The sequence below is a fragment of the Streptacidiphilus albus JL83 genome (assembly GCF_000744705.1).
In the GTDB taxonomy this organism is placed as follows: domain Bacteria; phylum Actinomycetota; class Actinomycetes; order Streptomycetales; family Streptomycetaceae; genus Streptacidiphilus; species Streptacidiphilus albus.
In genome coordinates, this window is record NZ_JQML01000001.1 from 1,636,766 (window position 1) to 1,662,769 (window position 26,004).

The window sequence follows — 26,004 nt, forward strand, 5'->3', positions numbered from 1 at the left end:
CGAACAACAACACTCGCAGGCAAATCGGTCAGCGCGAACTCAATTGACTCCATCCGCATCCCAGTGAATGTGTCAAAGGTCACAAGTGCATCGTTCGCTGGAAAACCAAGGAGTACCGCCTCGTGTTGCCCCCGTATGCCGCCCGACGCCCTGCGCGTCGATCAAAACGGCGCAAACTCGCGCTGATCCCAGCCCTCGCCGGACTGCTACTGGCCGGCACCGCCGTTCCGGCCGTCGCCGACAGCGCGTCAGGCACCAACCCGACCAGCTCCGCGATGGCTGCCGCACAGACCCAGGCCCTCTCCACAGGGCAGGCAGTACCGGTCACCTCGCTGACCACACAGACACAGACCGTGACCGCCAACACCGACGGAACGTTCACCTCCACCAACAGCAACCAGCCGGTGCGCGTGCAACAAAACGGCGCCTGGACGCCGGTCAACGCCACCCTGGCCGCGAACCCCGGGAGCACCTACTCGCCGACCGCCACCCCCGACGCAATCGCCCTCTCCGGCGGCGGCAGCGGACCAGTTGTCACCATGACCGACCCATCGGGCAACACCCTCGCCCTGACCTTGCCGTTCACCCTGCCCGCGCCCGCCGTCAGCGGAGACACCGCCCTGTACTCGTCCGTCCTACCCGGAGTCGACCTCTCGCTCACCGTGACGAACCAGGGCGGGTTCAGCGACGTCCTGATCGTCCACAGCGCGGCAGCAGCGGCCAACCCGCTCATCACCCAACTCACACTCGCCGCCTCCACCAACGGTCTGACCCTGTCCGGCACACCGTCAGGTGGTTTCTCCGCCACGGCATCCGACGGCACCACGTCCTACACCAGCCCTGCTCCGCTCATGTGGGACTCCAACACCACGGCCAGCTCTTCCATCGCAAGCGCCACCGCATCCACAGCAGCGAGCAGCACAGCCGCTGGCAGCAGCGTCACTACGCGTCATCAAGCTCTGCGGGCCGACAACGCCGTCGCAAGCACCACCTCCAGTGCCAGCGCGACTGACGCACCGAGCACCAGTGCGACGTCCACCCCGGTCTCGGAGACCTCAGCCTCCTCGGTAGACGGGCCGGGCTCCGACGCACAGGTCGCCCCGCTCACGATGACCACCACCAGCACGGCCATCACCCTGACCCCGGACAACACGCTGCTCACCTCGCCGGACACCATGTATCCGGTCTACCTCGACCCCGGCGTCGCCACCAACGGTTCAGGCAGCTTCGACCAGGTCTACTCCAGCAGCACCTGCTCCGGCACCCCGCAGTACAAGATCGCACAGACGTGGGGACTGGGCGTTGGCTACCAGAGCCAAGGCGGCACCTGCGGCGACGGCTTCGAACGCGCTCTGTACAACGTCAGTACCACGAACCTCAACAGCACAATGAATGTGTCAAGCGCCCTCGTCACGGTCCAGGCCACCTACGCGGCTGACTGGGACTGCTCCCAGAAGGAGCCAGTCACCCTGCACACCGGCATCGGCCAGGTCGACTCAGGAACCGACTGGCACAATCAGCCGTCCCTCGACGACAAGAACTTCGCCGCAGTACCCACCACTGTCACAAGCGCCCACAACCCCAACAGCACCTGCAGCGACAATGACGCCAGCTTCACTGTCACCACCCAGGCCAGAACTATCGCCGGGAGCAATGCTCCGTACTGGACCATGGTCATGGTCGGCGACGAGAACACCAGCGACGGCAACAACTACTTGCGCCTGTCAACCACCCTGGTGCTGACCACCACCTACGACATCGCGCCGACCATCGGCGCTCTGACCATGAACCCCCTGCCCCAGACCAGCGCAACCAGCGCCGGTGTGTGCAGTCCCAGCAGCAGTGGCTGGATCGGTGCCAGCGCTGTCACCGGTAGCAGCAGTGACATCCACCTCAACGCCACCGTAACCGCCAAGGCACCGGGCGAGAACGTCGGCGCCTGGTTCAACGTATTCGACGACACCACCAATGACGGCGCCGGCAACCCGAAACTCATGAACGTCCCAACCAGCGGCCTGGTGGCCTCTGGCACCAGCGTCAACACCGCACTGGGCTTCGTCGTCCAGGACGGCCACACCTACCAGTGGGACACCTGGGCCAGAGACACGACCGGCCTGGTCTCCCCCACCGCAACCGGCTGTCACTTCTCCATTGACGCAACCCCGCCCAACACCCCGACCCTGACTCCGGATACGGCCACCAGTGCGTCCTTCCCACCTGTGGGCTCCGGCGCACCCAAGCCCGTGGTGTACGCCGGCACAGAGGTCAACGGCCAGCTCGTCACCCTGAATTTCGCAGTGACCGCCACAGACCCACTCCCGGCGAGCACCTGCACCCGTGGCAGCTGCACCGCCAGCGGCATCGACCACTTCGTCTACCGGCTCGACTCCGAACCCACCACCTCCGTCGGGCTCTCTCTCCCCACCACCAGCACCGGAACCGACGGCAGCAACGATCCCACCGCCAGCGCCACCCTCAACCTCCCCATTCCGAACTGGGGGGTACACACCCTGTACGTCATGGCCGTCGACAAGGCCGGCAACCCGTCACAGGCTCCAGCCTCCTATACCTTCACTGTCCCGTGGAACCCCAACTCCAAGGTCACCCCCGGTGACGTCACCGGCGACGGAGTCCCCGACCTGGTCTCCACCACCAGCACTGGCGATCTCGAGGTGATCCCGGGCAACACCGACACCGCCCAGAGCGCCACCGCCCAGACCCAGCCCCAGGCAGCCGCTGCCTACACCGCACCGGTCCTGGTCTCCGTCCCAACCGACAGCCCCACCAAAGACACCTGGAAGAACTACCTGGTCGCCCATCGCGGCAGCCTGAGACTCTGCTGCGCAATTCGCTGCATGAGCATGATGGTTGAGGGGATGATCGCTTCTGCGGCCACTGTCCTGTCGTGGGGTCGCAGGGGGTGGTGCGATGTCGTTGCAGGTTAGGGGCTTGCCGGAGATTCCGGCGGATACGGTCCGGGTGGCACGGTCGGCGTTTCCGCAGGGGTCGCTGGCGATGAGCGTGCGGGACAGGCTTGGTGAGGTCTTCGCGGACGAGCCGTTCGCGGGTGCGTTCGGGGTCCGGGGTGCCCCGGGGCTGTCGCCGGCCTTGTTGTCGCTGGTCACGGTGTTGCAGTTCGCCGAGGACCTGACGGATCGGCAGGCGGCGGCGATGGCGGTTCGCGCGATCGACTGGAAGTACGCGATGGGGATGGAGCTGGGCGCGACCGGCTTCGATGACAGTGTGCTGGCCCGGTTCCGGGCGCGGCTGGTCGAGCACGGGATGGAGCGTGTGGTCTTCGACCGGCTGCTGGACTGGTGCCGCGGGCAGGGCCTGGTCGGGGCCGGGGGCAAGCAGCGCACGGACTCCACGCACGTGATCAGCGCGGTGCGTGACCTGAACCGCCTCGAGCTGGCTGGGGAATCGGTGCGCGCGGCGCTGGAAGCGCTGGCGGTGGTCGCTCCGGCCTGGCTGGCCCAGGCAGTGAACGTGCCCGAGCTCGCGCTGCGCTACGGCGAGCGGGTGAACGGTTGGAAGATACCTTCCTCCCAGGTCAAGCGGGAACGGCTGGCCACGGTGTTCGGGCAGGACGCCGTCGCCCTGCTGCGGGCGGTGTGGGCACCGACAGCCCCTCCGGTGCTGCGGACCCTGGAGCCCGTTGCGCTGCTGCGGCGGATCACGGTGCAAACGTACCTGGTTGCCACCGACACCCGGGGACGGGAGGTGATCCGCAAGCGGGAGGCCGACAGTGACGGCGTCCCGCCCGGCCATACGCGCCTCGCCTCTCCGTACGACCCGGACGCGCGCTGGGCGGCGAAAGGCGGGGACCTGTTCTGGTGCGGATACAAGATCCATCTGACAGAGAGCTGCGATGCTCCTCCCGAAGCCGAAGCCGAAGCCGAAGCCGAAGCCGAAGCCGAAGCCGAAGCCGGTGGTGAGCCGTCGCCCGGGCGTCTGCCGGTGCGGCTGATCACGGATGTGTACACCACCGACGCGACCGTGCCGGACGTGAACGCCACCGCGCCGGTCCAGGAGAACCTGGCGACGCGGGGCCTGGCACCGGGCGAGCACTACCTTGACGCCGGATACCCTTCCGCCGCGCTGGTCCGGGCCGCCTCCGAGCAGGGCATCACCATGGTCACCCCGCTCCGGCCCGACACCTCGCCCCAGGCCAGGGCCGACACCGGCTACGCCAAGGACGCCTTCCGCATCGACTGGAAGGCCCGCCAGGTCCGCTGCCCCGAAGGCAGGACAAGCAGCGGCTGGTACCCGGTCCGGCAGCACGGCCACGACGCGATCGTCGTCGACTTCGCCCGCAGCGACTGCCGGCCCTGCCCCGCACGCGAGCAGTGCACCGCCTCGCGACGCGGCACCCGCATGCTCACGCTCCAGCCCCGCGAGCTCCACCAGGCACTGACCGCCGCCCGCACCGAGCAGAAGACCGATACCTGGCAAGCCAAGTACGCCCTGCGCGCCGGGATCGAGGGCACCATCAACCAGGCCCTGGACGTCACCGGAATCCGCCGGGCCCGTTACCGCGGCCTGCCCAAGGTCCGTCTCCAGCACGCCTTCTCCGCCGCCGCACTCAACGTCATCCGCCTCGACGCCCACTGGAGCACCGAAGGAACCCCACCTGCACTGTCACGCGCCAGCAGACTCACCCACCTCAGCTACCGACTCACCGCATAACCGAATAGCGCAGCAGAGTCGCCTGACCGGCCAAAGCGTCGACGACCTGTTCGCAATGGACACCGCCACTGTCCCCAATCAGCTGTACGCAGTCGAGAACGATGCCAACATCACTGCAGGCACCTACGGCTTCTTCGACCAGGACAACAAGTCCATCACCAAGCCGACCGCCTGCGAGACGATCGACACCAGCCGATGCGACCCGTCCACTTACCAGACCACCTGGGACAGTTCGGACCAAGTGGCCCAGATCGCAGCCCCCGGCTACGTGTACAACACCGCCGCTCACGATCCCGACCTGATCACCATTGAGAAGAACACCGCGACCAGTACCCACCAGCTCTGGCTCTATCAGGGCATGGGCGGAACGACATTGGCCAACCCCATTCTCCTGGGAACCGGCGACTGGTCCGGCAGCACCTTGATCGCCCCGGGCACCATCGCCGGTACCCCCACCCTCTGGGCACGACTCGACTCCACCGGCCAGCTCTACAGCTACTCCCTGGCCATCAACGCGACCACCGGGCTGCCACCCCTCCTGGTCCCACCGGGCGTCGCCCCCGTCTCGGGAGACGAGTCCGGAACCACCTTCGGCCCCAGTCTGCCCAAGTCCAACTACCCCTTCATCGCCTCCCCCGGCGACATCAACGGCACCATCAGCCAGACCAACCCCACTGGTACCCCCGACGGAATCCCTGACCTCTACGTCACCGACACCAACGGCCAGCTCATCGAATACCCCGGAGCCACTGACAACCCAGCCAGCACCATGGCCGCCCATGGCCCCGCCGCCCTACCCACTCACTGGTGGACCCTGACCGACGGCAACACCACTACTACAGCCAACGACGACGCCTACGCTCCGTCAACCAGCCTCCCGCTCACCCTGAGCAACTCCGGTGCGCAGTGGAGCACTGACGCAGCTCTGGCCACAGCAGACACCGCTCCAGGAACCAGCAACCAGAGCGGCACGGCCCTGACCTTCAACGGCAACGGCTACGCCGCCACCAACGGACCCGCCGTAAACACCAGTAACAGCTACACCGTGTCCGCCTGGGTCAAACTCACCACCCTGGGCACCACCGACCAATGGGCCGTCGCCCAAAACACCGCCAACCACCAGGCGTTCCTGCTCGGATACAGCGGAACCGCCAAAACCTGGGCCTTCGACACCAGCACCAGCGATACCGCCGGCCCCACCACCTACGCCGCAGCCACCTCAGGTACCCCCGCGACCGCCGGCACCTGGACACACCTCGTCGGCACCTACGACGCATCCACCGGCACGATGGACCTGTACGTCAACGACGCCCTGGCAGGTACAGGAAGCAACACCACCCCCACATACAACTCCAGCGGGATCGTCACGATCGGCTCCACCGCGACCGCCGGAACCACCCCGAGCCTCTACGGCCAGATCGTCGGTTCCGTCTCCGACGTCCGCGTGTACAACAGCGCCGCCAACGCCACCAGCACGCTGAGCAGCGCCGTCCCCCTGTCCCCCCTCAGCAGCACCGCCACCAACTGGTGGGAGCTGGACGACAACACAAGCCCCGCCGTCGACAGCATCAGCGGCAACAAGGCCACACTCACCACCACTGGAGCGATCTGGGCCACCGACCCGACCCTCACCACTGCCAACCCCGGCCTCCTCGCCGCCAACCCCACCAGCACCGTCCTCTCGCTCGACGGCACTACCGGCTACGCAGCCACGACCAGTCCCGCAGTCAACACAACGGGCGACTACACCGTCTCGGCCTGGGCCAAACTCAACAGCAGCTTCAACAGCAACGACTACTACACCGTCGTCGCCCAACGCGACACCGCCGGCGTGCGCAGCGGCTTCTACCTCCAGTACTCCGCCGCCTACAAGAGCTGGGCACTGGTCATCCCCAACACCGACTCCGCCAACGCGCCCGTCTACTACCATGCCAACGGCAGCACAACCGTCGCAAACCAGTGGTACCACCTGGTCGCCACCTACCAGGCCGCCACTGGATCCATGTCCCTGTACGTCAACGGAAACCTCGTCGGCACCGGCACCGACACCGGAACCCCCTGGGCCGCCACCGGCCCACTGCTCATCGGCGGAGCCGACGGCGGCACCACTCCGGGCAGCGCCGCTGATTTCCCGGGCCAGATCGCCGACCTCCACATCTACGACACCGCCCTGCCCGCCGCCGACGCGGCAGCCCTCGGCGACTCCACGCCCATCACCGGCCTGAACTGAGCTGAACTGAACTGAATACGCTGCTCTGCCCCGACGGGATGCATCCCGTCGGGGCAGAGCAGTTCCATCCACGGCCGAAAGACCCGCCTGCGGCGGTGCCCCGGCCGACCGGCTAGGCCCGCCCCACCTCGGCGGTGACCGCTGCGGTCAGCTCCACCAGCTGCTGCGGCGCCAGCTCGACCTCCAGGCCGCGGCGGCCGGCCGAGACGAAGACGGTCGGGTGCGCCAGCGCGCCCGTGTCGACCACGGTGCGCAGCCGCTTGCGCTGGCCCAGCGGGGAGATCCCGCCGCGCACGTAGCCGGTGCTGCGCTCGGCGGCGGCCGGGTCGGCCATGGCCGCGTGCTTCCCGCCGACGGCGGCGGCCAGCGCCTTCAGGTCCAGCTGCCCGGCGACCGGCACCACGGCCACCACCAGCACCCCGTCGACGTCGGCGAGCAGGGTCTTGAACACCCGCTCGGCGGAGACCCCGAGCACCCGAGCCGCCTCCTCCCCGTAGGAGGCCGCCGCCGGGTCGTGCTCGTACGCGTGCACCGTGTACTCCACCCCGGCCGCCTCCAGCACCACCGTCGCCGGCGTCCCCTGCCCGCCCCGCTTCGCCTTCTTCGCCATGGCCGTACGCTATCGGCCCCGCACAGCGCGCCACGCCCCGGGCAGGGCGGTTGCAGGCGGTTTGCAAGAGTAGGAGGCTTTTCATGGTTACTGTCATGAATTCTCCCGGCAGCTGGGAACGAGGAGGCGCAGCATGACGCGACCGCAGTGGGTTCCCCCGGGCACCGATACCGAGAAGCCGAACGCGGCCCGGGTGTACGACTACTACCTGGGCGGTTCGCACAACTTCGCGGTCGACCGGGAGCTGGCCCGGCGGGCGGTGGAGCTCTGGCCGGAGCTGCCGATGATCATGCGGGCCAACCGGGCGTTCCTGCGCCGGGCCGTGCACTACGCCGCCGAGCAGGGCATCACCAGGTTCCTGGACATCGGCTCGGGCATCCCGACCTTCGGCGCGGTGCACGAGATCGCCCGGGAGACCGCACCCGGGGCCGAGGTGGTCTACGTCGACCAGGACCCGGTGGCGGTGGCGCACAGCGAGCTGCTGCTGGCGGACGACCCGCTCAGCCAGGTGGTGCAGGCCGACCTCCGGCAGCCCGCCGACCTGCTGACCAGGCCGCCGGTGGCGGCGCTGCTGGACGCGGGCGAGCCGGTCGCGGTGCTGCTGGTGGCGGTGCTGCACTTCATCACCGACGCCGAGGACCCGGAGGGGATCGTCCGACAGCTGCGGGCGGCCATGCCGGCCGGCAGCATCCTGATCCTGTCCCATGCCTGCCTTGAGGGCCGCCCGGACCAGACCGGCCCGCACCAGGACCTCTACGCCCGGACGCCGACCCCGCTGACGATGCGCAGCCGGAAGCGGATCAGCGGGCTGTTCGACGGCTTCGACCTGGTCGAGCCCGGGGTGGTCTACCTGCCCGAGTGGCAGCCCGAGAACCCGGGGGCGGTGGGTTCCCACCCGGAGCGGTTCACCGGGATGGCGGGCGTCGGGCGCCTGCCGTGAGCGCCGCCCCGGCCCCGGCCCGCGAGCCCGCCGACTCCTTCGGCGAGGCCTGGGCGGCGCTGCTGCACGAGAGCCACGGGGGGATGCTGGCCCCGGCCGTGATCCGGAGGCTGGTGAACCGGACCACCGAGCTGCTGCGGGAGGCCAGGAACGGCGACCCGTTCGACCCCCGGCCGGCCGAGGAGGTCGGGGCGCTGCTGGTGCACGCCCGCTACACCGACCCCGGGGTGCTGGCCCGGGTGGTCACCCTGTTCCAGCGGCAGCCCCTGGACGGGCCCCGGGGCCCGGCCCTGGCCGGGGCCTTCGCGGCCGGCTGGGCGGTGGCGCTGCGCGAGAAGACGCTGCGCGAGCAGGAGAGCATCCGGCTGGCGGCGGACTCCGCCCGGAAGGGCGCGGAGCGGGCGCTGTACGCCTCCGAGGCGCGGTTCCGGGCGCTGTTCGAGAGCGCCGCGATCGGCATCGGGATCGGCGACCTGGAGGGCCGGATCCTGGAGGTCAACCCGGCGCTGCTGGAGCTGTTCGGCGCGCGGCCGGAGGACCTGGCCGGCCGGCGGGTGGACGACCTGGTCCACCCGGAGGACACCCCCGGCGTCTGGGACGCCTACGGCGAGCTGATCGCCGGCAAGCGGGACCACTTCCAGTTCGACAAGCCGTACTACCGGCACGACGGCGAGGTGGTCTGGACCCACCTCACGGTGACCCTGATCCGGGACCAGCAGCAGCGGCCGCAGTACCAGGTGGCGATGCTGGAGGACATCACCGACCGCTACCGGCTGCAGGAGCGGCTGCGCTTCCAGGCCACCCATGACGAGCTGACCGGGCTGCTGAACCGGGCGGCCTTCTTCGAGCGGCTGGAGGCGGTGTTCGAGGCGCCGGAGCCCGGCGCCCGGTTCGGGCTCTGCTACGTCGACCTGGACGGCTTCAAGGTCATCAACGACAGCCTCGGCCACGACGCCGGGGACCAGCTGCTGGCGGCCGTGGCCGCCCGGCTGGCCGCCGTGCTCACCCCGCTGGGCCATGTGGTGGCCCGGCTCGGCGGGGACGAGTTCGTGGTGCTGCTGGAGAACTGCAGCGGCGCGGAGGAGGCGGTGGCGGTCGCCGAGACCCTGCTGGAGGCCCTGGACGGCCCGGTGGTGGTCGGCGACCACCGGCTGTCGGTCGGGGCCAGCGTCGGGGTGCTGGAGCGGACGGTGGCGACCACCACCCCGATGGCCGCGGTCCGGGCGGCCGACCTCACCCTGTACCGGGCGAAGGAGGAGGGGCGCGGCCGGTGGACGCTGTTCGACCCCCGGCAGAACGCCCGCGCGGTCAACCGCTACGCCGTCTCGGTGCGGATGCCGGTGGCGCTGGACCGGGGCGAGTTCTTCATCGACTACCAGCCGCTGTGCTCGCTCGCCGACGGCTCGCTGGCCGCGGTCGAGGCGCTGGTCCGCTGGCGCCACCCGCAGTTGGGGGTGCTCGGTCCGGAGGAGTTCGTGGCGACCGCCGAGGAGACCGGTCTGATCATCCCGCTGGGCCGCTGGGTGCTGGAGCAGGCGTGTGCCCAGGCGGCCGACTGGTCGCGCCGGTTCGGCGCGGCGGCGCCGCAGCTGAACGTCAACCTGGCGGCCCGTCAGGCCCGGACCGCCGGGCTGGTGTCCGATGTCGCCGACATCCTGGCGTCCACCGGCCTGGACCCCGGGCTGCTGCAGCTGGAGATCACCGAGAGCGCGGTGGTGGGCCGTGACGACGAGTCGCTGCCGGCCCTGCACGCGCTGGTCGGCATGGGCGTGTCACTGGCAGTGGACGACTTCGGCTCCGGCTGGTCCAACCTGGCCTACCTCCGCGACCTGCCGGTCTCCGGGCTGAAGATCGCCGGCTCCTTCGTCGCCGACCTGCACGACCCGGAGAAGGACGAGCAGCTCGGCTGGCGGATCGTGGGCGCGATGGTCTCGCTGGCGCACACCCTGGGCCTGGTCGTCACGGCCGAGGAGGTCGAGTCCGAGAAGCACGCCGAGCGGCTGCGTTCGATGGGCTGCGACTGGGCGCAGGGCTGGTACTTCGGCCGACCGGTGCGGCCCTCGGAGATCACCGTCCGCATCGCCGACGGAATCGCGCAGCGCGGCTACCGGCAGTGACGAGTGTTCGCCGGACCGACCTGCAGAACAGGGCAAATAGCCTTATTAGCCGGAAAGTTCCGGAAAGCACTTGACTCTGCGTGAGGAATCCACAGATGATGGGGTCCTGGCGCCCCACTGGTCACTAGTGCGGACAGTACATTTGCCAGTCGTTTTGTTCGACGCTTCGGCGTCCGAGATCGAGCGTCGCCTCCGGGCGGACGCGGCAGTGCCCCGTCACGGGTCCGCCGCTCTCCTCGATCGTTTCCCCACCCAGACGAGGGTCCGGCCTGCGTCCAGCAGCGGCCGGTGCCCGGCCGGTCCTCCGGCCCGGGGCACACTCTCGTCCCGGGCGTGATGCGCTCTCCCCCCGCGCGTCCGCCGCCTCTGGAGAGGCCTCACTCGATGAGTACCACCGTTCCCCCCGCCCCTCCGTCCTCCCCTTCCCCGCCGCCCCGTTCCCCATCGCTCCCCCCGAGCGTCGGCGCGGCAACCGCGACGGCCGGCCCGGACGCCGGGCCACCGACTCCGCGCCCGCCCCGGCCTCCGCCGCCGACCGCCACCCGCTGCGCCGGGCCACCGACACCGCTCCGGTCCGACACACCGTCAGCCTGGTGGTGCCGGCCCGGAACGAGGCCCGGAACATCCCCTGGGTGTTCGAACAGATCCCGTCCTGCGTGGACGAGGTGATCCTGGTCGACGGCGGCTCCGTCGACGCGACCGTGCGGATGGCGGCGGAGTGCCGGCCGACCGTGCGCAGCGTCCGGCAGCGCGGTCGGGGCAAGGGCGACGCCCTGCGCACCGGCTTCCGCGCGGCCACCGGCGAGTACCTGGTGATGCTGGACGCCGACGGCAGCATGAGCCCCGGCGAGATCCCGCACTACCTGCACTTCCTCGACCACGGCTTCGACCTGGTCAAGGGCTCGCGCTACGTCGCGGGCGGCGGTTCGCAGGACCTCACCCTGACCCGTTCGCTGGGCAACCGGGCGCTGCTGGCGGTGGTCAACCTGCTCTACGACGCCGCGCTGACCGACCTCTGCTACGGCTACTGCGCCTTCCGCCGCAGCTTCCTGGACGAGCTCGACCTGCGCGCCACCGGCTTCGAGATCGAGGCCGAGCTGATCGCCCACGCGCTGCGGTCCGGACTTCGGATCGCCGAGGTCCCCAGCCTGGAACTGCCGCGCCGCAACGGCCGCTCGCACCTCCACGCCGTCTCCGACGGCCGCCGGGTGCTGCGGACCCTGCTGACCGAGCGCCCCGGCGCGCGGCCGGCCCGGACCGCCGGCGCGGGTCGGCCGGGAACGGCCCCACGATGAACGGCCCCACGGTGAACGGCCCCACGATGAACGGCTACGACCGGCCCGCCGACGCGGCCTGCCCCTGCCTTGTCGCCCGCGACTCGCCCTACACACCCGTGCGGATCGCCGAACTGGACCTGGACGAGCCCGGTGCGCCGCGCTCCCCCGGGGACACCGGTCCGGTCGATGCGGAGGGACGCGTGTTGGCGTTGGTGCGACTGCACGGACACCCGCTCGGACTGGTGACCGCCGACGGCGCGACCGGCGACACCGCCGGACTGCGCCGGGCGCTGGTCGACGCCGCCCACCGCGATCTGGCCGACCCGATCGCCCGGCACCTCGCCGCCGACGCGGCGGCCGCTGCGAAGGCCCCTGCGGAGGGACGCGCGGCGGCCGGTACGGAGCCCCGCGCCGATGCGGCGCCGTGCCGGGCCGGCCGGTCCCGGCTGCTGGCCGACCCGCCCGCCGTGAGCGTGGTGGTGGCCACCCACAACCGGCCCGAACTGCTGCGGCAGTGCCTGGACTCGCTGCTGCGGACCGGCTACCCCCGGCTGGAGGTGCTGGTGGTGGACAACGCCCCGGCCGACGACGCCGCCGAGCGGCTGGTGCGCGGCGGCCGCTACCCGGCCCGGGTCCGCTACCTGCGGGAGCCGGTCGCCGGGCTGGCCCGCGCCCACAACCGGGCGCTGGCCGAGGTCCGGGGCGAGATCACCGCCTTCACCGACGACGACACCCTGGTCGACCGGGACTGGCCGACCGCACTGGCCGCGGCCTTCGCCGGGTCGGCCGGGATCGGCTGCGTGACCGGGCTGATCCTGCCCGCCGAGCTGGAGACCAGGGCGCAGGCCCGGCTCCAGCAGCACGGCGGCTACGACAAGGGCTTCGGGCCGCGCAGCTGGTCGCTGGCCGACCCGCCGGCCGACCCGCTCTTCCCGTTCACCGCCGGGCGCTTCGGCTCCGGGGCCAACATGGCCTACCGGACCGGTCTGCTGCGGCGGCTGGGCGGCTTCGACCCGGCCACCGGCACCGGCACCCCGGCCCGGGGCGGCGACGACCTGCTCGGCTTCTTCCGGGTCCTGGTCGCCGGCGCCACCCTCGCCTACCGTCCGGACGCCCTGGTCTGGCACCGGCACAGCCGCAGCCCGGACGCGCTGCCCGCACAGGCCTTCGGGTACGGCGCGGGCTTCGGCGCGTTCCTGGCCGCCGCCGTCGCCGCCGAGCCGGGCATGCTCCCGGCCCTGGCCCGCAGGCTGCCGCGCGGCGCGGTGTTCGCGGCCACCCGCCGCAGCGGTGCGGCCGGGGCCGGCGGGACCGGAACCGACGCCGGGTCCGACACCGGCGACTGGAACCGCCGGCTCACCGCGCTGGAGCTGCGCGGGCTGCTCTACGGCCCGCTCGGGTACCTGCGCAGCCGGCGCCAGGACCAGCGGCTGCGGCACGCGGAGCCGAGCCCGCCATGACCACCCGGGTCGAGGCAGCACCCACGACGCAGCTCCGGCCGAGCCGCGCCCCGGCCGGGGACGCCGACGTCCGGGTCACCCCGGCCGTCCTGTCCGCGCCGTCCGTCCAGACCGCGCCCGCCACCGCGCCCGCCGTCCCCGGCACCGCCCGGGACGGCGCCCGGCTGCTGCGCAACGGGCATGTGCTGACCCTGAGTTCACTGCTGACCGCGACCCTGGGCGCGGGCTTCTGGATGGTCGCCACCTCCTGGTACAGCACCGCCTCGGTCGGCCGCAGCTACGCCGCGATCTCGGCGGTCTCGCTGCTCTCCGGCTTCGGCCAGCTCAACCTGGCCGATGTGCTGGTCCGCTTCGTACCGGCGGCCGGACGGCACACCCGTCGGCTGGTGCTGCGCTGCTACGCCGCCAGCGCGCTCTTCAGCACCCTGCTCGCGGGCCTGTTCCTGCTGCTGGTGCCGGTGCTCGCGCCGGGGCTCGACTACCTCCGCAGCCCGCTCGGGGCCGCCTGCTTCATCGCCGCGACCTGCGGCTACTCGATCTTCGTGCTCCAGGACGGGGTGCTCACCGGGCTCCGCCGGGCCGGCTGGGTCCTGGGCGAGAACGCCCTGTTCGCCGCCGTGAAGACGGGGCTGCTGCTGGCCTTCGGGATCTGGGCGCTCAGTGCGGGCGTGCTGCTCTCCTGGGCCGGGGCGCTCGCCGTGGCGATGGCCATGACCAACTACTACCTGTTCCGCCATGCCGTGCCCCGGCACCAGCGGGCCGGGGCCGGCGCCCCCGCGCCGCACCGGCTGCTGCGCTACGCGGCGGCGGACTACCTCGGCGCGCTGTTCCGGCTCAGCGCCTACAACGTGGTGCCGCTGATCGTGCTGAACCGCTACGGCCCGGTCGGCAACGCCTACTTCTCGCTGGCCTGGGTCGTCGGCTACAGCCTGTTCCTGGCCGCCTACAACATGGGCAGCTCGATGATCGTGGAGGCGGCTCGCTGCCCCGAGCGGCTGGAGGAGAACGCCCGCCGGATCCTGCGCCACAGCGGCCTGCTGATGGCCGCCGCCGCGGTGCTGATCGTCTGCTGCGCGCCATGGGTGCTCGCGCTGTTCGGACCCGAGTACTCCGCCCACGGCACCACGCTGCTGCGGCTGCTGTCCCTGGCCGCGCTGCCGAACCTGCTGCTGGGCATCGCCATCGACGTCGCCCGCGCCCGCCGCACCCTGGGCTGGGCGGTCGGGCTGCAGGCCGTGCTCTGCGTGCTGGTGCTCGGCCTGACCGCCTGGCTGCTGCCGGTGTTCGGGATCGCCGGGGTCGGCGTCGCCTGGCTGCTCGCCGAGTGCCTGCTCGCCGTGCCGCTGCTGCTCACCCTGAACCGTTGGCTGCCGCGCCGCCCGCCGCCGCCCGGAAGGAGCACGCCATGACCACCGCCCCCGCGACCGCACTGCCCTCCCTCTCGGTGGTGGTGTGCGCCTACACCACCGACCGCTGGGACGACCTGCGGGCCGCCGTCGCCTCGGTCCTCGCCCAGCGCGAGCCGGTCGACGAACTGCTGCTGGTGGTCGACCACTGCCCCGAACTCGCCCGCCGTGCCACGGCCGAACTCCCCGGCGTGCGGACCCTGGTCAACACCGAGCGCCGGGGGCTCTCCGGCGCCCGCAACAGCGGCGTGGCCGCCGCCCGGGGCGAGGTCGTCGCCTTCCTCGACGACGACGCCGCCGCCGAACCCGACTGGAGCCGACGGCTGCTGGACGGCTACCGGGACCCCCGGGTGCAGGGCGTCGGCGGCCTGGTCCGACCGGCCTGGGACACCGGCCGGCCCCGGTGGTTCCCGCCCGAGTTCGACTGGGTGGTCGGCTGCTCCTACCGGGGCCTGCCCGAACACCCGTCGCCGGTACGGAACTTCATCGGCGCCAACATGTCGTTCCGGCGGGCCGCGCTGCTCGCCGCCGGCGGCTTCCGGACCGATCTGGGACGCGTCGGCCGCCGACCGCTGGGCTGCGAGGAGACCGAGCTGTGCCTGCGGCTGAGCTCCCACGACCCCGCCGCCGTGCTGCTCTACCAGCCCGCCGCGGCCGTCCGCCACCATGTGCCGGAGGCCCGCAGCGGCTGGTCCTACTTCCGCTCCCGCTGCTATGCGGAGGGGCTCTCCAAGGCCCGGGTCGCCCGCTACGCCGGACGCGGACCGGCCCTCGCCAGCGAGCGGACCTACCTCCGGTCGACCGTGCCGACGGCCGTCGTCCGGGGGCTGCGCCCCGGCTCCGGCAGCGCGCCGGGGACGGTCGCCGCGCTGGCCACCGGCGTCGGCGCGACCCTGCTCGGCTACGCCGCCGGGCGGCTGCACGGCGGCGCGCCGTGAACGCCCCGGTGCCGGTCTTCCTCTACCACTCGGTGTCGACCGATCCGGCGCCCTGGATCGCCCCGTTCACCGTGGCGCCGAGGACCTTCACCGAGCAGTTGGACCAACTCGCCGCCAGCGGCCGCACCGTCGTCCCGCTGCGCCGGCTGGTCGCCGCGCTGCGCGGCGGGCCGCCGCTGCCGGCGAACTCCGCCGTGCTCACCTTCGACGACGGCTTCGCCGACTTCTACTGGACGGTGGCGCCGCTGCTCGGCGCACGGGAGCTGCCGGCCACCCTCTTCGTCACCACCGGGGCGGTGCACCCGCCCGGCGGCCGGGCGGCGGGCAGCCTGCTGCCGCCCGCCGACATGCTGAACTGGCGTCAGCTGGCCACCCTGGACGCCTGCGGCATCGAGATCGGCGGCCACAGCCGCACCCATCCCCAGCTGGACACCCTGGGCGGCCGGAGCGTCTGCGCCGAGGTGGCCGGCTGCAAGCGGGAGCTGCAGGAGGTGCTGGGCCACCCGGTCACCGCCTTCGCCTATCCGCACGGCTACTCCAGCCCGGCGGTGCGCCGCCGGGTCCAGAAGTCCGGCTGGACCTCGGCCTGCGGAGTCGGCCGTGCCTTCAGCTCGGCCGCCGACGACCCGCTGGCCATCTCCCGGCTGATGGTGATGGCGGACACCCCGCCGGAGCTCTTCCGCAGCTGGACCCAGGGCGGCGGCGCGCCGGTGGCGCCGTTCCCGGAGCGGCTGCGGACCCGCGGCTGGCGCGCCTACCGCCGGGCCAGGGCCGCGGTGCACTGTCCGGTCGGCGGGCCGCCGGCCTGCTGAGCGCGGACCGGCGGGGGTGGTCAGTGCTGCCAGACCCGGACCCAGCCGACCCGCATCACCGCCGACTGCAGCGTCGGGGCCGGGGCCGAGGGGTAACCGACAGCCAGGTTGAGCAGCAGCTCCATCGGGACGTCCGGCACGTTCTCGGTCACCCGGTTGCGCACCACGCCGTCGACGTACCAGGTCAGCGAGGTCTTCTCCCAGTCGACCGCGAAGACGTGGAACCCGGCCGGGAAGTCCACCGGCCCGTAGCGCTGCTGGGCGTGGGCGTCCGCGCCGCCGGGGCCGGCCCAGTGGACGGTCATCTGCACCGAACTGGCGTCGCCGGTGAACTCGGCGATGTCCAGCTCCGGAGGGGTGGTCCGGGTGTCCGGCATCAGCCAGAAGGCGGGGAAGGTGCCCGGGTCGCCGGGGACCTGGATCGAGGCCGCGAAGTAGCCGCCGGTGAAGGTCCGGCGGGGGGTGCCGAACCAGGAGTCGCGGCCGGTGGAGACCATGCCGGAGGTCCACGGGTAGGTGGTGCCGTCCGAGCCGGGGGTGGCCCGGCGGACGGCGGTCAGGCTGAGCCTGCCGCCGCCGACGGCGACCTGGCCGGGCAGGTACCACTCGCTCTCGTGGTTCCCGGCATTGGTGCACCCGTTCAGGTTCCAGTCGTAGCAGGTGGTCCACCGGGCCGGGTCGAGGGCGGTCCCGGTGAAGTCGTCCTGGAAGACCACGTGCCAGTTCCCGGGCGCGGCCGGGACGGTGGACAAGTCGGCCGGCGGCGCGCTCGGCTGCGGCGCACTCGGCTGCGTCGCGGGCCGCGCTGCGGGCGGGCCCCGGCGCAGCCGGCGGCGGCCAGCAGACCCAGCACCAGCAGTGCCGGCCCGGCCCGGCGCCGGGCGCGGCGTCCGGGCCCGGGTCGGGCCGGGCCGGGCGTCGGCGGCGTCGGCGTCGGCGGGGCGCGGCCAGCGGTACCGGAGCAGCGCCATCAGGGTGGTCAGCGCGGCCAGCGCGGCGAGGGCCCCGACCGTGGTGTAGCTGCGGCTCAGGTAGAAGCCCTCGGCCACCACGGTGTCGAGGGACAGGCTCAGCGCCACGGTGAGCACGGCCGCCGCCGGCCGGACCGGTGCCCGCTCCCGGCGCAGGCCGACCAGCCGGACCGCCGCCCCTCCGGGGCAGAGCACCAGGAACACCGCCAGCAGCAGCACCCGCAGCGGATCGGCGGCCGGCAGCGCGGTCGCGGCCAGCGCGATCCAGCCGGAGACGGCCAGTGTCGGGCCGAGGAACGTCCGGTGCATGGGGGTCGGCCTCCGTACGGGTGTCAGGGCGCGATCGGAGCGGGCACGGGTGCGGGCGGGACCGGGACCGGGAGCGGCGGGACGGGGACGAGGGGCACCGGCACGAAGCGGTAGACCACCGCGTCCGGGTTGCGGTAGACGGTGGTGAAGCCGGGTCGGCCGGCGACGGCCGCCTCCAGCCTGGCCATGGTGTCGGCGGGCAGGATCCCGGTGAGGTAGCACTCGGCGGCCTGGGCCCGGGTCAGCACCAGGTAGGCCGGGGTGCCCGGCGGGGTGGCCGAGAGTGCCTGCCGGAGGCCCGCGAGCGGGTCGTGCACCAGCAGCGCGACTGCCTCCCGGCCCTGCTGGCCGAGCTGCACCAGCGGGTGGTCCTCGTAGTGCTCGTAGATGCCGGGGACGTTGTCGGTCAGCGCGACCAGCACCGCGCCGACCGGGGCGGTGCCGGTGACGTACCGGGCGGCGTCGACCTCGCCGGTGGTGAACCGGTTCATCTCCTCCTTGCTGTCGTAGCCCAGGAAGAGCCCGCAGAGCAGCGCCAGCAGCAGCCCGAGCGCGCCGAGCAGCCGCAGGTCGGGCCGGGGGCGGGGGCGCAGCACCAGCGCGGCGGCCAGGAAGGCGGTGGCCGGCAGCGCGAACAGGTAGACCCGGAAGAGCATCTCCCCGCCGTAGCTGTTGGCGGCCAGCAGCGGGATCGGCGAGAGCGCCACCAGCGGCAGCCCGGTGCGCCGCACCCACCGGCGGCGGAGGAAGGAGAGCAGCGCCAGCAGCAGCACGGCGGCCGAGAGCGCCCGGTCGGCCCAGTCCACCACCACCTGGCCGGGGGCGGCCGAGGACAGCCCGGCGAAGCCGGAGACCGCGTTGGTGTCCGGGCTGAGCAGCGCCGCGCTGAAGTTCTTGAGGTTGCCCGCGATGTACGGCCGCGCCACGGTCAGCCCCCAGAGCAGCTCCATGGCCAGGGCGCCGCCCAGCAGCGGCAGGGTGACCCGGCGGTTCGCCCGCGGCAGCGAGAGCGCGGCCAGGGCGGTGATCAGCATCAGCGGGGTGAGCTGGTGCGAGGAGATGATCACCGCCTCGATCAGCAGCAGCGGCGCCAGCCGGGCCGCCGTCCAGCCGCGCACGGCGACCCGGTCCGCGGCGGGAGCGTCCGCGGCGAGGTCGTCCGCGGCCTCCGGGTTCCCCCGGGCCGGGGGCAGCTCGCGGAACACCACCGCCAGCAGCACCACGTAGAGCAGGAAGGCGAACGCCTGCGGCGAGAAGTAGTCCTGCCCGACCCAGGAGCAGCAGTAGAAGATCCAGGCCCCGCCCCAGACCAGGGTGCGCTCCCGGCTGACCGACCGGTAGAGCAGCAGCAGCGGGCCCAGCAGCAGGGCGTTGGCCACCGGCGGGGTCCAGGCGGCGTAGCCGAGCGGCGAGTGCAGCCCGGTCGCCCGGAGGAAGAGCCCGTTCAGGTTGAAGAAGCCGGGCCACTGGTTGTAGATGGCCAGCGGTCCGGCGTCGGGCACGGGTCCGTTGTGCCGGATCATCGCGTTGATCACCGCGACGTGCTTCCAGGCCCAGGCGTAGCGCATGTTGGCGTAGAGCACCGCCGGGGTCGCGTGGATGACCGCGATCAGTCCCAGCACGTACGCGGCCAGCCAGGCCCGGCCGACCCCGCGCAGGTAGAGCGCGACCGTGAAGCCGACCGTGAGCAGCAGCACCGCCGCCCAGTAGAGCGCCGGCAGCACCTGGAGCAGGCCGAGGTCGCCCATCCGGTCGAGGTCCACGTGCCGCAGCGAGAGCAGCCACAGCAGCAGCGCCAGCGGCAGGGCGCCACGGGCGGCGCAGCGCAGCGGCAGCGCGGGCCGGTGCCCGGGGGCGGCCTCGACGGCCGTCATCCGCCGGCTGCCACGGCCACGCCGATGCGTCGGGAGGCGAAGCCGGTGCCGCAGACGAAGCGCAGCACCGGGCCGAAGGTCGCGGCGGCGGCCAGGCCGGTGAAGTACAGCCCCGGGACCGAGGACTCGAAGCCGGCGGAGAGCGCCGGGGCCCGGCCGGTCCGCCGCACCGCCGCGCGCAGCTCGGGCGAGAGCAGCTCGATCCGGTCGACGTCGACCCGGTAACCGGTGGCCGCGAGCACGTGGTCGGCCTCCAGTACCCGGACCGCGCCGTCCCGGTCGGCCAGCTCCAGCCGGGCGCCCGGGCCGCTCGGCACGGCGGAGAGGATCCGGTGGCCGGTGAGCAGGTCGACCCGGCCGATCACCCGCTCGCGCAGCCACCAACCGCCGGAGGGACCGAGGACGGTGCGCAGCAGGTGGCCGCGGACCGGCTCCGGCAGGTGCCGGTAGGCCCCGGCGGCGCGGCTGTAGGCCAGCATCGACCAACCGGGGCCGAGGGTGGTGTCCGGCTTGGCCAGGCGGCGGAGCGGCGGACGCGAGCGCGGGCGCTCGCCGGTCGGCGGCGCGGCGAAGGCCAGTTCGGCCGTCCGGGCGACGAGGACCGGCTCGGCCCCGGCCTCCAGCAGCAGCGCGGCGCTCTCCAGCGCCGACTGCCCGGCCCCGACCACCGCGACCCGCTGCCCGGCGAAGCCGGAGAGGTCGGCGTGTTCCGCCGAATGGGTGGCCGCCCCCGCCGCGACCAGCTCCGCCAGCTCCGGCGGCACGTACCCGAACGGGCCGAGGCCGTTGGCCATGACCACGGACCTGCTGGCGAGGACCTCGCCGTCGGCCAGCTCGACCCGGAAGGCTCCGCCGCTCGCCCCGATCCGGCGCACCCGGGTCCGCTCCAGCGCCGGCACCAGCCGCTGCTGGAACCACGAGCCGTAGCGGACGAACTCGTCCAGCGGCACCGGGTGCAGGTCACCGCCGGGTTCGCGGCCCTCGGCCGCCCGGAACCGGGCCAGCGTGCCCGTGCCCCAGGGGTCGGCGATGGAAGAGGCCGAGGGGGTGGACTTCAGGTACATCCCGGCGGGCATCCGCTCGCGCCAGCTCTCCATCGGATCGCCGAACACCCGGAAAGGTACGCCGCGCACCCGTAGGTGCGCGGCGGCGGCGAGGCCGTAGGGGCCCGCGCCGACCACGGTGACCGGCAGTACATCCCCCGCGCCGCTGCGACGATCGTCCGGACCTGCCATCGGAGGTCATCCCCTGTCGTGGTCGATCCTGTCGTGGGAGGTCGCAGCCGTCCCGCTCGCGCGCGGTCGGACCGCCCCGGAAAATAAGCGTCAGGGCCGGGCCAGCGGCTCGCAACCGGACCGGCTGCGGCCGGCCGGGCCGCCGAACCGGATCGAGGGCACCATGCACGGAACCGGCCCCGAGCTGGACCGCACCGTCCCCGCGCTGCTGGTCAAGGTCGGCCGCTACCCGGAGCACCACGGCGGGGTCGGCGTGATCCGGACGCTCGGGCGGCGGGGCGTGCCGGTGCACGCCATGGTCGAGGACCGGTTCACCCCGGCGGCGCTCTCCCGCTACACCGCCCGGCGCTTCGTCCGGCCGACGACCGGCCGGGAGGAGCCGGCGGCGCTGGTCGACGCACTGCTCGCGATCGGGCGCGAGATCGGTCGCCGCAGCGTCGCCGTACCGACCGACGACGAGGCGGCGGTGCTGCTGGCCGAGCACGCCGGGCGGCTGGGCGAGTGCTTCCTGCTGCCGCCGGTCCCGTCCGGGCTGCCGCGCGCGCTGGCCGACAAGGGCGGGCTGCACCGGCTCTGCGTCGAGCACGGGGTGCCCACCCCGCGCGCCCTCGTCCCGGACGGCCACGGGGAGCTGCTCGCGGCGGCGCGGGAGCTGGGCTATCCGCTGGTGCTGAAGAACCTGGCGCCGTGGACGAGGCTGCGGGCCCCGGTGGTCTCGCACACCACCGTGGTCCACGACGAGCGCGAGCTGCTCGCGGCCTGCCCGCCGGGCACGGACCCGTCCGTGCTGGTCCAGGAGTACCTGCCGGCGGAGGCGGCGGAGGACTGGTTCACCCATCTCTACTGCGCCGCCGACGGCCGGGTGCAGCTGGTCTTCACCGCGCTGAAGGTCCGCTCCTGGCCGCCGCAGGCCGGGGTGACCGTCCGCGCCCGGACCCTGGACAACCCGCGACTCGCCGAGCAGGCCGCCGAGTTCTGCCGACGGATCGGCTACCGGGGGGTGGCCGACCTGGACTGGCGCCTCGACCGCCGGGACGGCCGCTACAAGCTGGTCGACTTCAACCCCCGGACGGGGGCCCAGTTCCGGCTGTTCGAGACGGTGTCGGGGGTCGACGTCGTCCGCGCCCTGCACCTGGACCTCACCGGCCGACCGCTCCCCCCGGGGCCGCCGGACCTGCGCCGCAGCTTCCGGGTCGGCCAGCTGGACCTGCCCGCCGCCGCGGCCTGGTCCTGGCGGGAGCGCCGGCTCCCGCCCGACCTGCTGCCGCACCGCGCCACCGAGCGGGCCTGGCTCTGCGGCGACGACCCCCTCCCGGCCGCGGCCGAGGCGGCCCGCTTCACCGCCACCGCCGCGCGCCGCGCCGTCCGCGCGCTCGGCCGGGCGCGGGGGCGGGCCGGGGCGCCACGGGCGTAACGGACGACACGCGGGCGCGCGGCCGCCCTCCGGGGAGGGACGGCCGCGCGCCCGAGGTGCGGGGAGCGTGTCGGGACGCTAGGGGACGGTCACCCCCTGGAGGACGACCGGGCCGAGGCTGCTGTCGAGCTCGGTGGCCTGGGAGACGCCGGGCGGGGTGATGGTGTCCATCACCTTGCCGACGGTGCTCGGGTCGGCCGAGCAGATCCGCTCGGCCCCGCCGACCGGGCAGACCCCGAAGGAGTAGGCGCCGGGGGTGGCGGTGAAGGCGCGGGCCAGGTCGGAGCTGTAGCCGTCCTGGCCGGCCAGGGCCAGGGTGAAGGTCCAGCCCGAGGTGGGCGTGCCGAACTCGGACTCCGGCAGGGCGATGGTGACGGTGTTGGAGACCGAGGAGGCGACGACCGCGCTCGGGGTGCCGACCTGGTTGTTCCCGGCGTCCACCCACACCGGGGAGGCGAAGCCCTGGACCTCCAGCCGCTGGCTCCAGGCGTCGGCCGGGGCGACGGTGTAGTTCCGCGAGGGGTAGGGCGCGGCGGTGGAGGTCGAACCCGCCGCCGGGTCGTGGACGTAGATGTCGAGCAGCTGCGCGCCCATGGTGTTGCCGAAGGTCGGGGTGAGCGACTTGAGCGTGGTGCGCAGATAGACCGTGCCGCCCTGGGTGATCACCTGGAACCGGGTCAGGTCGAAGGAGCCCGGGGTGAAGTCCGAGGCGGTCGGGTACTGGTAGGTGCCCGGTCCGTTGTCGTCGCCGACCGGGTCGGTGACGTCGAGGACGGTGGTGCCGCCGGTGATGTCGCCGACGACGGCGGTCTGGGCGTAGCCGGTCGCGCCGGCCGGGGTGGTCGCGGCGACGGTGATCTCGTCGGTGCCGAAGCCGATGGCGACCGGGACGGAGAAGGCGCCGCTCGCGTCGGCGTTGGTGCTGACGGTGGTTGCCGCCCCGCCGGTGTCGGTGTCGTCGGCCTCGACCACCACGGAGGAGCCGGGGGTGGTGGTCCCGGTGACGGTCGTGGTCGAGGACTCCACCGTGGTGCCGGAGCCGGGTGCGGTCAGGGTGACCGTGGCCGCCTTCGGCGCACCGTGGGTGACGTAGCGGGCGGTGGTGATCGAGGGGCGGTCGACGGTGCGGCCCTGGCCGAGGTCGACGATCAGCCGCAGCTCCTGGGCCTGGGCCCAGGTCAACGGGGAGGCGGAGCCTGCCGCCTGGCCGTCGGTGAAGCCGATCGACGCGGTGGTCGGGTCGCTGCCGTAGGGCGACGCGGGCAGGTTCGGGTCCTCCCAGACCTGCTCGGGCACCAGCCCGACGCCCGAGGCCGACTTGATCATGAAGGAGAGCAGCGCGGAGGCGGTCGCCGGGTCGCCGGTGGCGATCGCGGACTCGGCCCGCTCGCCGGACAGCACCGGCCACAGGTGGCCGGTGCCGACGTCGGTGGTCGGCCACGGCTCGCCCGCCGTGGTGCAGCCGGTCTGGCTGTCGGTGGTGGAGCAGTCCCCGTAGCCGTCCGCACTGCCGGCGCTCGCGGCGTCGCCGTAGCGGTAGTAGCCGGTTCCGGAGGGGGTGCTGACGGACAGTTGGTTGTCCAGCACCTTCAGCGAGTTGGTGAAGGCGCTGTCGGTCGGCGCGATCTCACCGAGCCGCACCAGCTCCTGGAAGCCGCCGTCCACGACCGAGTCCTGGGCCAGGGTCGGCGCCCCGTTGCCCAGGTTGTAGCTGGTGGTGGCGTTGGGGTCGCCGGTCTTGGAGAGCCGGAGGAAGTACGGCGAACCGCTGTCCGGGCCGGTGCTGGTGACGGTCCAGCTCTCGATGTTCCGCTGGAAGTCGTCGGCGGTGGCCTGGTAGAGCTGGGCGTCGGCCCTGTCGCCGTGGAGCGCGGCGATGGACGAAGCGGCGGTCAGCCCGGCGATCTCGGCGGCGATGGTCGAGGGCGAGTAGCCGGACTGCTCCTCCCAGCGCTCGACGCCGTAGGACGGGCCGTGCGCCACCAGGTAGTCGGCGGCGGGCTTGATGTGGCCGGTCCACAGCGCGGTGTCGCCGGAGAGTCCGGACAGGTACGCCATCAGGATCGGGTAGGCGGTCTCGTCCAGCTGGTCGCCGCCGGTGTCCGGCGCGGCCTTGCCGTTGACCAGCGAGTTGCGCGGGATCTCGCCGGTCGGCAACTGCTGCTGGTCGAAGAGGAACAGATCCGCGTCCCGGGCGGTGGCGATGTCGCCGTCCGCCATCAGACCGGTGAACGCCTCGTAGAGGTCGCGGCCGAAGACCTCGCGGTAGGAGCCGTAGTAGACCGGCTTGCCGTTGACCAGCGTCCCGGCGTTGACGGCCTGCCCCCAGGGCGAGGCCAGCGAGGCGACGATGGCGCCCGGGTAGGTCTTGTCCTCGCTGGCCTTGAGCACGTCGGCGTCGAGGTAGTAGGTCTTCCGAACCGTCGCGGCGGCGATCCCCGGGGCCGACTTCGGCGCGCGGTTCAGCGTGCTGTCGTAGGCGTGCCAGCCGTCCGTGTAGTCCCGGGCCACCTGGGCGAAGGGGGTGCGCAGCGAGGCGGCGGCGGTGCTCACCGCCTGGGCCTGGGTGCGTCCGAAGCCCAGTGCCAGGGTGATGTCGTCACTGTGACGGGGCGTCACGTCCTCGGTGGCGACGATGTGCCCGTCCGGCGCGGAGGTGGCGGCGGTCGCGGCGGTGATGGCGTGGGCCGCGTCGAGCTGGGTCAACCCGTCGCTCGCGGCGCCCGCGTAGCCGACGGAGGCGGTGCCGACGGTCGACGCGTCCAGGTCCATGTAGGTGGGGACGGCGTAGTCGCGGTTGGCGGCCTCGGTCACGGTGTTGCTGCTGTAGACCACGGCGGTCCCGGAACTGTGGTCCACCACTCCGCTGTTGCCGCCGGCGTTCTGGGTGCCACCGCCGCCGTCGCCGTTGGCGTGCGCGTCGAGCCGCGCGTAGACGTGCAGCGCACGGACGTCGACGCGGCTGCCGGGCAGCGCGGTGAGCTGGGTGTGCATCAGCACCGTGTCGCGGGCGGGGTCGGTGACGTACTGGGTGCGCAGCTGGAAGCCGTGCTTGGCGTCGGTCGAGGTGACGGTGCAGGCCATGTCGGTGTCGTCGGCCTGGACCGTGTACGTCATGTCGCGGGTCTGCAGGTCGGTGAAGGTGGAGCCGTCGGTGACGACGTACTGCAGGGTGCTGACGTCGCTGTTGTCGACGGTGGGCTCGTACACGTCGGACAGCACTCCGTCGGCGACGGTGTACCAGACCTTGGAGGTGCTGTTCCTGGCGGTGCCCAGGCAGTCCTTCCGGGCGAGGTCGAAGTACGACGCCGCGCCGGGAGCACCGGTGGCGACGCCGGCTGCCGTGGCGGCGGCGGCCGGTCCTGGCGACGCGGCGCGCGCGGTTCCGCCCGCCGTCGCGATCAGCGCCAGGGCGGCGGCCGAGGCGAGCGCGGCGGCCACGCGTGGGTGTCGGGTCATGATTCCCCTCAGAGTGACGGAAATGGTCACATACCAGTGGAGGCTCACTTGACCGCTCGGCGGTTCGAGGGGGGAACCGGAGTTCTTGCGAAAGCCGTTGCAAGAACTCGCGATGAAAGTACCCGCAAGTGACTTGCGAGTAAAGGGCGGCGGCACGGCTCGTCCCCGGACCGACCCGCCCGGCGGATCGCAGGTCAGCAGGGGGAGCGCTCTCCCGGCTCGGGCCGGCAGGCCGGGGCCTCGGCAGCGCGCCGCGCATCGGC

General features: G+C 72.8%; 16 protein-coding genes. 11 read left to right on the plus strand and 5 right to left on the minus strand.

The features are described 5' to 3' along the window. Positions 1 to 122 precede the first annotated feature (122 nt). From BS75_RS07130 to BS75_RS07140, 3 genes are read left to right on the plus strand one after another with little or no spacing between them, the layout of a single operon-like run. Complete coding sequence (locus BS75_RS07130) at positions 123 to 2,945, plus strand: hypothetical protein (protein ID WP_156164227.1); 2,823 nt, start codon at positions 123 to 125, stop codon at positions 2,943 to 2,945. Beyond that, a complete protein-coding gene (locus BS75_RS07135; RefSeq protein WP_034087591.1) occupies positions 2,929 to 4,689 on the plus strand; it encodes a transposase in 1,761 nt (586 codons plus the stop codon). The genes BS75_RS07130 and BS75_RS07135 overlap by 17 nt, the downstream gene beginning before the upstream one ends. Positions 4,690 to 4,744: 55 nt before the next feature. Continuing rightward, positions 4,745 to 6,919 (plus strand): LamG domain-containing protein, encoded by a 2,175-nt coding sequence (locus BS75_RS07140; protein ID WP_034087592.1) that lies wholly within the window; start codon positions 4,745 to 4,747, stop codon positions 6,917 to 6,919. Between the two features lie 112 nt (positions 6,920 to 7,031). Here BS75_RS07140 and ybaK read toward each other — a convergent pair whose 3' ends face one another. Further along, complete coding sequence (ybaK, locus tag BS75_RS07145) at positions 7,032 to 7,529, minus strand: Cys-tRNA(Pro) deacylase (protein ID WP_034087593.1); 498 nt, start codon at positions 7,527 to 7,529, stop codon at positions 7,032 to 7,034. Positions 7,530 to 7,662: 133 nt separating this feature from the next. On the opposite strand from ybaK, the gene BS75_RS07150 reads away from it, so the two are divergent. The 7 genes from BS75_RS07150 (at position 7,663) to BS75_RS07180 (ending at position 16,479) form a co-directional block, all read left to right on the plus strand. After that, positions 7,663 to 8,469 carry an SAM-dependent methyltransferase gene (locus BS75_RS07150; protein WP_034087594.1) on the plus strand — a complete coding sequence of 269 codons (807 nt, stop codon included), beginning with the start codon at positions 7,663 to 7,665 and terminating at the stop codon, positions 8,467 to 8,469. Beyond that, entirely contained in the window at positions 8,466 to 10,586 is a 2,121-nt protein-coding gene (locus BS75_RS07155) for a putative bifunctional diguanylate cyclase/phosphodiesterase (RefSeq protein ID WP_231607704.1), read from the plus strand. Before BS75_RS07150 ends, BS75_RS07155 begins: the two co-directional genes overlap by 4 nt. Before the next feature lie 545 nt (positions 10,587 to 11,131). Beyond that, positions 11,132 to 11,881 carry a glycosyltransferase family 2 protein gene (locus tag BS75_RS07160; RefSeq protein WP_042441010.1) on the plus strand — a complete coding sequence of 250 codons (750 nt, stop codon included), beginning with the start codon at positions 11,132 to 11,134 and terminating at the stop codon, positions 11,879 to 11,881. Then, positions 11,878 to 13,323 (plus strand): glycosyltransferase family 2 protein, encoded by a 1,446-nt coding sequence (locus tag BS75_RS07165; RefSeq protein ID WP_052069258.1) that lies wholly within the window; start codon positions 11,878 to 11,880, stop codon positions 13,321 to 13,323. The genes BS75_RS07160 and BS75_RS07165 overlap by 4 nt, the downstream gene beginning before the upstream one ends. Next, a complete protein-coding gene (locus BS75_RS07170) occupies positions 13,320 to 14,732 on the plus strand; it encodes a lipopolysaccharide biosynthesis protein (protein ID WP_052069259.1) in 1,413 nt (470 codons plus the stop codon). The genes BS75_RS07165 and BS75_RS07170 overlap by 4 nt, the downstream gene beginning before the upstream one ends. Further along, the gene (locus tag BS75_RS07175) at positions 14,729 to 15,667 is read left to right on the plus strand and encodes a glycosyltransferase family 2 protein (protein WP_042441008.1); all 939 of its coding nucleotides are present in this window, start codon (positions 14,729 to 14,731) and stop codon (positions 15,665 to 15,667) included. Before BS75_RS07170 ends, BS75_RS07175 begins: the two co-directional genes overlap by 4 nt. Continuing rightward, positions 15,664 to 16,479 (plus strand): polysaccharide deacetylase family protein, encoded by an 816-nt coding sequence (locus BS75_RS07180; protein ID WP_052069260.1) that lies wholly within the window; start codon positions 15,664 to 15,666, stop codon positions 16,477 to 16,479. Before BS75_RS07175 ends, BS75_RS07180 begins: the two co-directional genes overlap by 4 nt. A gap of 20 nt (positions 16,480 to 16,499) precedes the next feature. On the opposite strand, the gene BS75_RS07185 is transcribed toward BS75_RS07180, so the two are convergent. The 3 genes from BS75_RS07185 to BS75_RS07195 are packed head-to-tail and all read right to left on the minus strand — an operon-like array spanning position 16,500 to position 20,868. Next, positions 16,500 to 17,759: a glycoside hydrolase family 16 protein gene (locus BS75_RS07185; protein WP_034087596.1), complete on the minus strand. Its 1,260-nt coding sequence runs from the start codon at positions 17,757 to 17,759 to the stop codon at positions 16,500 to 16,502. Between the two features lie 23 nt (positions 17,760 to 17,782). Beyond that, positions 17,783 to 19,633 carry a hypothetical protein gene (locus tag BS75_RS07190; RefSeq protein ID WP_052069261.1) on the minus strand — a complete coding sequence of 617 codons (1,851 nt, stop codon included), beginning with the start codon at positions 19,631 to 19,633 and terminating at the stop codon, positions 17,783 to 17,785. Then, positions 19,630 to 20,868, minus strand: a complete 1,239-nt coding sequence (locus tag BS75_RS07195; protein ID WP_042439442.1) for an NAD(P)-binding domain-containing protein — start codon at positions 20,866 to 20,868, stop codon at positions 19,630 to 19,632. The genes BS75_RS07190 and BS75_RS07195 overlap by 4 nt, the downstream gene beginning before the upstream one ends. 163 nt (positions 20,869 to 21,031) lie before the next feature. Here BS75_RS07195 and BS75_RS07200 point away from each other — a divergent pair, with 163 nt between their 5' ends. After that, positions 21,032 to 22,282 carry a carboxylate--amine ligase gene (locus BS75_RS07200; RefSeq protein ID WP_034087597.1) on the plus strand — a complete coding sequence of 417 codons (1,251 nt, stop codon included), beginning with the start codon at positions 21,032 to 21,034 and terminating at the stop codon, positions 22,280 to 22,282. Between the two features lie 78 nt (positions 22,283 to 22,360). Here the strand turns inward: BS75_RS07200 and BS75_RS51370 are convergent, their stop codons facing one another. Then, positions 22,361 to 25,741, minus strand: a complete 3,381-nt coding sequence (locus tag BS75_RS51370; RefSeq protein WP_034087598.1) for a glucodextranase DOMON-like domain-containing protein — start codon at positions 25,739 to 25,741, stop codon at positions 22,361 to 22,363. Positions 25,742 to 26,004 lie beyond the last annotated feature (263 nt).